A 9,701-nucleotide genomic window follows, 5' to 3' on the forward strand; every position below is an offset into this window, starting at 1 on the left:
CGTCGGCAGGCCAACGCTTCGCCCGCTTAGGTTCTTGTTTTGTCGTAGATTTTTATCGCCGAACCGGCAACCACTTCGGCGAAATCTGCTTATACCAACGGTCGTTGAAAACGACCTTTGGTTCTGTTCTCGAATTTTCGCCAAGCCTCTGGCTTGACATCGAAAATTCGAGATGGGTCAACGGCCCGATGCGTCAGCATCTTGGGCCGTTGGTATTAGATGGTCTTTGCGGTTCATTCCCCCCGGAACCGCCGCACCAGATCCTCCGGGATCGGCGCCGCCTTCATCCGGGTCGGGTCGTCGGGGTGGCGGCCGGCCCAGACCCGGCGCTCGCGGCCCTCGACGGCGAGAGCGCCGGCATTGAGCAGGCGGTGGCGCACGGCAAAGCTCGACCGGCCGGTATCGACCACCGTCGAGACGATCTCGATCCGGTCGCCGTAGCGCGAGGGCTTGAGAAAGCGGGCACCGGTCTCGACCAGCGGGATGCCGAGGAGGTCGTAGCGGGCGAGCATCCCGGCCTTCGGCAGCCCGGTCGCGGCCTCGCAGAGCAACGCCGTCGACCAGTCGAAGAAGTCGAAGAAGCGCGGGTTGAACACGATGCCGGCGGGGTCGCACTGGCCCCATTCCACCGTCAGGGTGCGGGCGTGGGTGAAGCCCTCGTGGTCCATGGCCTGGGTCTCGGGTGCGGTCATGCCGTCTCCGGGGTGATGAGGGCGGGGTCGAGCGATGCGGCATAGAGGCGGGCGACGGCGTCGGCCCGGTTGCGCAGCACGCCGCGCTGGTTGATCGAGCCCTTGTCGGTCACCTCGTCGCGGTCGAGGGCCGGAGGTTCGGCGAGGAGCAGGAGCCGGGCGATGCGGTTCGACGAGCCGGTGGCCTTGCCGGCGAAGGCGGCGAGGCGCCGGGCCAGGTCCCGCCGCAGCACCGGATGGGCGAGGACGGCGTCGTCGCTGCCGGTCTCGCCGGACAAGGCCCGGCAGGCGGCGATGTCGGGGAAGACCAGGGCGGCGACCTCGTCCCGGGCCTCGCCCGCGATGGCGACGTCGCGCACCAGCGGCTGGAAGGCGTCGAGGAAGGCGGCGCGCAGGGGACCGACGCTGACCCAGACCCCGGTGGTGAGCTTGAAATCCTCGTTGAGGCGACCGTCGAAGGTGAAGCCGCGGTGGAGGTCGTCGGGATCGACCGGCACCAGGGCGTCGCCGAGGCGATAGAACCCCTCCTCGTCGAAGGCCGCCGCGGTCAGGTCCGGCCGGCGCCAGTAGCCTGGGGTGACGTTGGGACCGCGCACCCGCGCCTCGCGCTTCGTTCCCACGGGCGCGACCTTCAGCGTGACACCCGGGGCCGGCAGGCCGACCTGGCCGGCCTTGGCCGGGCGATCGTCGGTGACGAGGGCCAGCGGCGCGGTCTCGGTGGCGCCCAGGCCCGTCACCATCGGCACCGTCCGGCCGATCGTCTGGCGGGCGAGGTCGTCGATGGCGTCCCAGACCGGCTGCGGCAGGCCAGCCGCGGCGAAGAAGGTGACCTGGAGCCGGCTGAAGAAGTTCCGGCGCAGGTCGGCATCGTCGCGCAGGTGCGGCACCAGCGCCTCGAAGCCCTTGGGCACCGTGAGGTAGAGCGTCGGGGCCACCTCCCGCAACGCCCGCACGGTCTCCCGGATGCCGCCGGGGGTCGGCCTTCCCTCGTCGATATGCAGGGTGCCGCCATTCGCCAGCACCAGGTTGAAGTTGTGGTTGCCGCCGAAGGTGTGGTGCCAGGGCAGCCAGTCGACCATCACCGGCGGCGCGGCGGTGAGCCCGGGAAACCGCGCCTGGAGCATCGCCTGGTTGGCGCCGAGCATCCGGTGGGTGTTCACCACCGCCTTCGGCACGCCGGTCGAGCCGGAGGTGAACAGGAGCTTTCCCACCGTGCCGGGCTCGACCGCCGCATGGGCGGCGGCCACGGATTCGGGATCCTCCCACTGCATCAGCGCCGCGAACGGCGTCGCGGGCCGGCCGATCGCCGCGCCGTCGGCGATCACCACCTCGGTGCCCGAGGGCACGGCCGCGGCGATCGCGGGAGCGTAGACCGCCCCTTCCGCCGCGAAGACGAGGCCGGGGGTGAGCAGGTCCACGATCGCCCGCAGGCGGGCATGGTCCTGCGACACAGTCGAATAGGCCGGCGAGACCGGCGCCACCGCGATGCCGACATGGAGGGCGGCGAGCGACAGGAGCGCGTGCTCGAAGCCGTTGCCGGACAGGATCATCACCGGCCGCTCGGCCGAGAGGGTCCGGGCGAGCAGGGCGGCGGCGATCCGCTCGACGGTCTGACGCGCCGCCCCGTAGGTCAGGGCGTCGAAGGCCCCGTCGGGGCCGCGCCGGACCAGGAACGGCCTGTCCGGCGCCTCGGCGGCATGGCGCGTCAGATGGGCGGTGAGGCGGTCGGGGTAAGGCGGCAAAGCCGCCGTCGCGGTGACGAGCAGGCTGCCGTCGCCGCGTTCGACGAAACGATGCGTCTCCATCGTCTCACCCCTTCACCAGCGGACAGCCGCCCTCGGAGAGCGGACGCCAGGCTTCTTCCGCCGGCACGGTGCGGACCGGCTTGAAATAGTCCCAGCCGCCCTTGCTCTCGGCGGGCGTCTTGGTGGTCAGCAGGTACATCGGGTGGAGCTTGCGCCCGTCCTCGCGGATGCGGCCGGCGCCGAAGATCGGATCGTCGGTCGGCATCGCCTTCATGGCCGCCACGACCGTTCGGCCGTCGCCCGCATCCTTCACGGTGGCGAGGGTCTTCAGGTAGTGCTCCACCGCCGAGTAGACGCCGGCCTGCATGTCGTTCGGCATGGCGTGGCGCGGGTGACGGGCGGCGTAGCGCGCCGCGAAGGCCCGGGTGCCGTCGTTGAGGTCCCAGTAATACGGCGTGACGATGTAGACGCCCTGCGTCGCCTTGAGGCCGAGCGCCGGCATGTTGGTGATGTTGAGGATCAGCCCGGCGAGGCGCTGGGCCGGGGCGATGCCGAATTCCGCCGCCTGCTTCAAGGCGTTCGAGGTGTCGTCGCCGGCATTGGCCAGCCCGATCACGTCGGCGCCCGACGCTTGCGCCTGGAGCAGGAAGGACGAGAAGTCGGCGGTGCCGAGGGGATGGCGCGACGCCCCCTTCACGCTGCCGCCCGTCGCCTTCACCTCCTCGGCGGCCGAGCCTTCGAGGTCCTTGCCGAAGGTGTAGTCGGCGGTGAGGAAGTACCAGGATTTCCCGCCCTGCTGCACCAGCGCTTTCGCGAGAGCATGGCCGAGCGACCAGGTGTCGTAGGTCCAGTGCACGGTGTTGGGCGAGCATTGCTTGCCGGTCAGCTCGGCGGTACCGGCTCCCGAGCCGATGAAGACCTTGTTCTTCTCCCGGGCTAGGTTCGCCACCGCCAGCGCCACGGCGGAGTTCGGCACGTCGACGATCAGGTCGACGCCGTCCTGGTCGAACCAGCGCCGGGCGATCGAGGCGCCGATATCGGTCTTGTTCTGGTGGTCGGCCGAGACGAGTTCCACCGGCCGCCCGGCCTGTTTGGCGAAATCCTCGATGGCGAGCTGGGCGGCGATGACCGAGCCCTGGCCCTGATAGTCGGCGTAAGGGCCCGACATGTCGTTGAGGATGCCGATCTTCACCGGCCGCTCGGCGGCGGCGGCGGAACCGAGGAGGGACAGGAGGGCAGCGAGCGCCGGGGCGAGCCGGCGGATGGGGCGACGGGGCATGGTTTCCTCCGGGGGGTGGACCGGTCTTGGTGCCGGCTCATGGGAGTCTGTGTGGGAATGTCGGCGTGTTGTCTTCGCCTTGTCTCAGGGTCATCCCGGGGCGGCACGGAGCCCGGGATGACGCGGAGGGAAGCAGGACGTGGAGAGGTGATGGGGCGCCTATCCCATTGGCCCAAGATGCTGACGCATCGGGTCGATGAACCATCTCAAATTTTTGATACTAAGCCAAAGGCTTAGCAAAAAATCGGAGAACGGCACCAAAGGTCGTTTTCTTTCGACCGTTGGTATTACTCCTTCACCTTCTTCGCCCGCCCCTCCAGGAACTCCGCCAGCCGGCGCTTCGCCTCGGCGTCGCTCTGGGCCACTGCGGTCATCAGCGCCTCGGTGAGGTAGCCGGTCGCGGGGTCGGCCTCGGCGATGCGGGGCAGGGCGTGGATGAGAGCGTAGTTCGTCAGCGGCGCGTTCTCGGCCGCCCGGACGGCGAGCTGGATCGCTCGCTCCAGCCCCTCCCCTGCCGGCGTCACGTAGTGCGACAGGCCCAGCCGCTCGCCGCTCTCGGCGTCGTGGACGCGGCCGGTCAGCATCATGTCGCGCATCCGCGAGACGCCGATCAGCCGCGGCAGCCGCACCGAGGCGCCGCCGCCGACGAAGATGCCGCGCTGGCCCTCCGGCAGGGCGTAGAAGGCGGAGGATTCGGCCACCCGCAGATGGGCCGACAGCGCCAGTTCCAGCCCGCCGCCGATCACCGCGCCTTTGAGCGCCGCCACCACCGGGACCCGGCCGAACTCGATCTCGTGGAAGGCCCGGTGCCACATCCGCGAATGCAGCATCCCGGCGGGCGCGTCGCGCTCGGTCAATTCGGCGAGATCGAGCCCGGAGCAGAAATGCGGGCCTTCCGCCGCGATCACCAGGGCGCGCACGTCGTCCGGCAGCCCCCGGGCGATGCGCTCCAGGCCCAGCACCATGCCGTCGTCGAGGGCGTTGCGCTTGTGCGGGCGGTTCAGGGTGACGATCGCCACCGCGTCCCGCCGCGTCACGACCAGGGACTCGGTGCCGAGGCCCGACAGGTCCTCCGCCATATCGGCGCTCCTCTCCGATTCTCGCTCCGGCCTGTTCGCGCCGGATTGCCAAACCTGATTTGTAATGTGATATAACTATCTCAACGGGTCAATCGGGCGGCAAGCCCTGACAGCGACTCGATCAGGGAGGGCGCCGCGATGAACCACGCGAGCGAACGGGCGAAAGGTCCGGATTCCGGGTACCGCACGGCCATCAAACGGGTGGCGGTGATCGGCACCGGCGTCATCGGGGCGTCGTGGGTATCGCTGTGTCTGGCCCGCGGCCTCGACGTGACCGCCACCGATCCGGCCCCCGGCGCCGAGAACCGCCTGCGCGAGATGGTCGCCCGGCACTGGCCGGTCCTGGAAGCGATCGGCTTGGCCCCCGGCGCTTCACCCGAGCGACTGACCGTCGCGTCCGAGCCGGAAGAGGCGGCGGCCGACGCCGATTTCGTGCAGGAGAACGGGCCCGAGCGCCTGGAGATCAAGCGCGAGACCTTCGCGCGCCTCGACGCGGCGGCCGCGCCCGACGTGGTGCTGGCGACCAGCTCCTCGGGCCTGACGCCGAGCGCGGTGCAAACCGCCTGCCGCTTCCCCGGCCGGGTGGTGCTCGGCCATCCCTTCAACCCGCCCCACCTCGTGCCGCTGGTCGAGGTGCTGGGCGGAGAGCGGACCGACGAGGGCGCCATCGCGGCGGCGATCACCTTCTACGAGAGCCTCGGCAAGCGGCCGATCCGCCTGCGGCGCGAACTCGTCGGCCATGTCGCCAACCGGCTCCAGGCGGCGCTCTGGCGCGAGGCGTTCCACCTCGTCGGCTCGGGCGCGGCCACGGTGGCCGACATCGACGCCGCCATCGCGCACGGGCCGGGCCTGCGCTGGGCCCTGATGGGACCGTGCCTGCTCAACCACCTCTCGGGCGGCCCTCAGGGTCTGGCCCACACCCTCGACCATCTCGGGCCCCTCATGGAGGCGATGTGGGCCGATCTCGGCGACCCGCGCCTGACCCCCGAGCTGAAGCAGAGCCTGGTCCGCGGCCTCGACGAGGCGCTGGCAGGGCGCGACCTCGACGCGATGGTGGCCGAGCGCGACCGGCTCCTCGTCGACCTTGTCCGGCAGAAGCGCGCGGTGCCGGACCTCCTGTGACCCCCGTCTCAACCAACCAAAGGGAGGACAACATGGCCAAGGTGATCGTGACGGTGGCGCCGACCGGCGGCATGGCGTCGAAGGCGCAGAACCCCAACCTGCCGACCCAGCCGGCCGAAATCGCCGAATCGGTGCACAAGTCCTGGAAGGAGGGCGCGGCGATCGCGGCGCTCCACGCCCGCCGGCCCGACGACGAGGCGACCTGCAACGACGGGATCTACCGCGACATCAACCGGCGCATCCGCGAGCGCTGCGACATCATCCTCAACAACTCGACCGGCGGCGGGTCGAGCGGCGACATGCTGGTGCCGCGCCCCGACGGGCTGTTCGAATCGAGCTTCGAGGAGCGGCTGAAGGGCTGCGAGGCCGGGGCCGAGATGGCGACCTTCGACGGCATGACCTTCGCGGACGTGCATGGCGGCCGCGAGATCCTGGTGGTGACGACGCCGAGCCGCTGCGAAGCCCTGGCCAAGCGCATGCAGGAGCGCGGCATCAAGCCGGAATGGGAGGTGTTCGGCCCCCAGCACATCCTTCAGGACGTGACCCGGCTGATCGAGAAGGGCTACGACAAGCCGCCCTACTACATCAACATGGTGCTGGGCGCCGACAAGGGCTTCCAGGGCGCGATGCCCTACTCGCACGACATCCTGGCGGCGATGATCCGGATGCTGCCGCCGCAATCGATCTTCTGCGTCTCCGGCATCGGCCCGGCGCAGCTGCCGGCGACGACGCAGGCGATCCTGCTCGGCGGCCATGTCCGGGTCGGGCTGGAGGACAACAACTACTATTCCCGCGGCCAGCTCGCCACCAACGAGCAGCTCGTCGCCCGGACGGTGCGGATCATCAAGGAGCTGAACCACGAGCCGGCGAGCCCGGCCGAGGCCCGGGACATCCTCGGCCTCAAGGCCGTCTGACGGGAGGGATGACGATGCGCGCCCTCCGCTCCGCCCTGCTGGCGAGCCTGATCGCCTTCGCCCCCGCATCAATCCGGGCGGAGGGCGCCGTCTCCGGCGATCGCGTCAAGATCGGCGTCCTCGCCGACATGTCGACGGCGATGTCGGACAATTACGGCACCGGCAGCGTCACCGCCGCGCGCCTGGCGGTCGAGGATTTCGGCGCGACCGTCCTGGGCAAGCCGATCGAAATCGTCGCCGCCGACCACCAGAGCAAGCCGGACGTGGCGAGCACGCTCGCCCGGCGCTGGTACGATGTCGAGGGGGTCGACATGATCACCGACCTCGGCAACTCGGCGGTGGCGCTCGGCGTCCAGGCCCTCGCGCGGGAGAAGGGACGCCTCGCGCTCATCACGGGATCGGGCTCGACGGTGATCACCGGGGCGCAATGCTCGCCCAACGGCGCGCTCTGGGTCATCGACACCCACGCGCTCTCCCGCGCCATCGCCAAGCCCCTGGTGCAGGCGGGCGAGAAGACCTGGTTCTACGTCGTCGCCGACATCACGCTCGGAAAATCCTTCGTCGCCGACGTGACCCCGGTGGTGACGGCCGGCGGCGGCAAGGTCGTGGGCCAAGTCTTCCACCCCCTGCTCTCGCCCGACCTGTCGTCGCAGATCCTCCAGGCGCAAGCCTCCGGCGCCGGGGTGATCGCGCTGTTCAATGTCGGCGGCGACGCGATCAACGCGGTCAAGCAGGCATCCGAGTTCGGGGTCCTCGGCGGCAGGCAGAAGCTCGCCGGCTTCTACATGACGGCGGTCGACGTCCATGCGCTGGGCCTCGCGGTCGCGGGCGGCCTCTATCTCGCGGAGGCGTTCTACTGGGATACCGACGAGGCCACCCGCACCTTCGCCAAGCGGTTCTACGATCGCCAGAAGGCGATGCCGAACAGCTACCAGGCGGGCGTCTATTCGGCGGTGACGCACTACCTCAAGGCGGTGAAGGCCGCCGGCACGGACGCGGCCGGGCCGGTGATGGCCAAGATGCGCGAGATGCCGATCGACGACGTCATGACGAAGGGCGGGCGCCTGCGGCCGGACGGGCGGGTGATCCGCGAGGTCTCGCTGTTCCGGGTCAAGCGCCCGGAGGAGTCGAAGGGAGAGTGGGACGTGATGGAGCGCGTCGCGACACTGCCCGGCGACGAGGCGTTCCGGCCGCTCTCGGACAGCGACTGCCCCCTGGTGAAGGGTCAGCCATGACGCTTCCTGCCCCCACCCTCACCCATGTCTTCGATGCTCGCATCATGGTGGCGGACCCGGTCGAGGTGGGCGTCACGACGGCCGGCAGCCGGCGGGTCATCGCCATTCAGGGCGGCACGGTGACGGGCCCAGGGCTCACCGGCCGGGTCATGCCGGGCGGCGCCGATTACCAGACCATCGCGGGCGATGGGCTGACCCGGCTCCATGCCCGCTACGTGATCGAGGCCGAGGGCGGGGCGCTGGTCTATGTCGAGAATACCGGCCTGCGCTTCGGGCCACCGGAGGCGCTCGAGCGCCTGCGCCGGGGCGAGCCGGTCGATCCCGGCCTGATCTACTTCCGCACCGCGCCCCGGTTCGAGACCGCTTCCCCGCATCTCGCCTGGATGCAGACCAGCCTGTTCCTCGCCACCGGCGCGCGGGCGCCGGATCATGTCAGCCTGAGCGTGTACCGGGTGGGGTGACGTCGCCCTCCGCCCGGGCCACCGCCACCATGCCGCCCTCGACCAGGGTGAAGACGATTCCGGCCTTGCGCAGGGCCTCCAGGACGTGGGGGCGCGAGCGCGAGGCCGGCCCTTCGGAATCCTCCTCCAGGCGCCGCACGGTGGAGAGCGAGACGCCGCTCTCCCGGGCGAGGTCGTTGAGGGTCCAGTCCAGGAGGCCGCGGGCCGCCCGCAGGTGGCAGCCCGCGACCGCCGGCTCGACCCGGTGCGACGGGTGCTCCGGCGGGAGATCCGCCTCGCCCTCACGCGGCGTGATGACGACGGTCCAGGAGACCGGATCGGCGGGGCCGTCGCGCGCAAGCCCCTCGCGCAGAGGACCGTCCCGAAACGGGACCATCATCATGCGGAACGGTGCGGCCCCGCCCCCGGCCAGGCGCAGGGTCGGCGTGACGCTGAACGGCCGCTCCGCCGCGGCGAGGCGGGGCAGCTCGTCGCGCCAGCGCGGCCGTTCCTCCGGGACGATCGGTGCGAGCCAGTCCGCCCGCACCTCCTCGCGGCGCAGACCGACGAGGGCGAGGAATTCGGATCCGTACTCGGTCGGCGGCAGGCTCGGCTCGGTATGGATGAAAACCTGCGCCTGCTGCGCCAGGCTGGACCGGCGCTGCTGCTCCAGGCGATGCAGCTCGGCCAGGCGCTCGCGGTCGGTCACGTCGAGGAGCACGCCCGTCGCCGCGACCGGGCGCCCCTCGGGGCTGAAGAAGACCTCGCCGCGGCTCACCACGATGCGCGCCGTCCCGTCCGGGCGGATCAGCCGGACCGTGTGGCTGCCGATGATCCCGGCATGGACGATCTGGGCGGCATCCTCCAGCACGTCACGATCGGCCGGGTGGACGAGACCGTGCAGCCGCTCGTAGCTCGCCGTCTCCCCCTCCGGCAGCCCGAGCAGGCGGTAGAGCCCGGACGACCAGACCTGCCGGCCCGAGATGAAATCCCAGCGCCATGCCCCGGTGAGGCCGAACGCCTCGATCAGGCGCATGAAATCGCGGGGCGCGAGGTCCGCCGGTCTCGGAGCCCCATGCGGGACGGGAGGATGCTGGCTCATCGGGCGCTAAGCGGATGTCGCAACGGAAACTCACGATAAAACAAATACTTATACCGACAGCCGAAGATGCCGACGCATCCCTTCGATCTCGGG

The 9,701-nt window shown here is 70.4% G+C and carries 9 protein-coding genes; 4 read left to right on the top strand and 5 right to left on the bottom strand.

The genetic code is table 11. The features are described from left to right. Nucleotides 1–233: 233 nt before the first annotated feature. The 4 genes from VP06_RS23955 to VP06_RS23970 all read right to left on the bottom strand — a co-directional run bounded on the left by VP06_RS23955 (nucleotide 234) and on the right by VP06_RS23970 (nucleotide 4,795). Entirely contained in the window at nucleotides 234–692 is a 459-nt protein-coding gene (locus VP06_RS23955; protein ID WP_245291291.1) for an acyl-CoA thioesterase, read from the bottom strand. After that, nucleotides 689–2,497, bottom strand: coding sequence for a feruloyl-CoA synthase (locus tag VP06_RS23960; protein ID WP_156295739.1), 1,809 nt, complete (start codon nucleotides 2,495–2,497; stop codon nucleotides 689–691). The genes VP06_RS23955 and VP06_RS23960 overlap by 4 nt, the downstream gene beginning before the upstream one ends. A 4-nt stretch (nucleotides 2,498–2,501) precedes the next feature. Further along, entirely contained in the window at nucleotides 2,502–3,716 is a 1,215-nt protein-coding gene (locus tag VP06_RS23965) for an ABC transporter substrate-binding protein (RefSeq protein WP_048466314.1), read from the bottom strand. A gap of 287 nt (nucleotides 3,717–4,003) precedes the next feature. After that, nucleotides 4,004–4,795, bottom strand: a complete 792-nt coding sequence (locus tag VP06_RS23970; RefSeq protein WP_048466315.1) for a crotonase/enoyl-CoA hydratase family protein — start codon at nucleotides 4,793–4,795, stop codon at nucleotides 4,004–4,006. A gap of 138 nt (nucleotides 4,796–4,933) precedes the next feature. Here VP06_RS23970 and VP06_RS23975 point away from each other — a divergent pair, with 138 nt between their 5' ends. From VP06_RS23975 to VP06_RS23990, 4 genes are read left to right on the top strand one after another with little or no spacing between them, the layout of a single operon-like run. Next, entirely contained in the window at nucleotides 4,934–5,917 is a 984-nt protein-coding gene (locus VP06_RS23975) for a 3-hydroxyacyl-CoA dehydrogenase NAD-binding domain-containing protein (RefSeq protein ID WP_048466316.1), read from the top strand. Nucleotides 5,918–5,949: 32 nt separating this feature from the next. Further along, on the top strand, nucleotides 5,950–6,831 hold the full coding sequence (locus tag VP06_RS23980; protein ID WP_048466317.1) for a beta-keto acid cleavage family enzyme: 882 nt from the start codon (nucleotides 5,950–5,952) through the stop codon (nucleotides 6,829–6,831). Nucleotides 6,832–6,845: 14 nt separating this feature from the next. After that, nucleotides 6,846–8,066 (top strand): ABC transporter substrate-binding protein, encoded by a 1,221-nt coding sequence (locus VP06_RS23985; RefSeq protein ID WP_048466321.1) that lies wholly within the window; start codon nucleotides 6,846–6,848, stop codon nucleotides 8,064–8,066. Next, nucleotides 8,063–8,527: a DUF3237 domain-containing protein gene (locus VP06_RS23990; RefSeq protein ID WP_048466318.1), complete on the top strand. Its 465-nt coding sequence runs from the start codon at nucleotides 8,063–8,065 to the stop codon at nucleotides 8,525–8,527. The genes VP06_RS23985 and VP06_RS23990 overlap by 4 nt, the downstream gene beginning before the upstream one ends. Here VP06_RS23990 and VP06_RS23995 read toward each other — a convergent pair. After that, a complete protein-coding gene (locus VP06_RS23995; protein ID WP_053082009.1) occupies nucleotides 8,499–9,542 on the bottom strand; it encodes a PAS domain-containing protein in 1,044 nt (347 codons plus the stop codon). The two genes, VP06_RS23990 and VP06_RS23995, sit on opposite strands and share 29 nt — an antisense overlap. Between the last annotated feature and the right edge of the window lie 159 nt (nucleotides 9,543–9,701).

It is taken from the genome of Methylobacterium aquaticum, from assembly GCF_001043915.1.
GTDB lineage: Bacteria > Pseudomonadota > Alphaproteobacteria > Rhizobiales > Beijerinckiaceae > Methylobacterium > Methylobacterium aquaticum.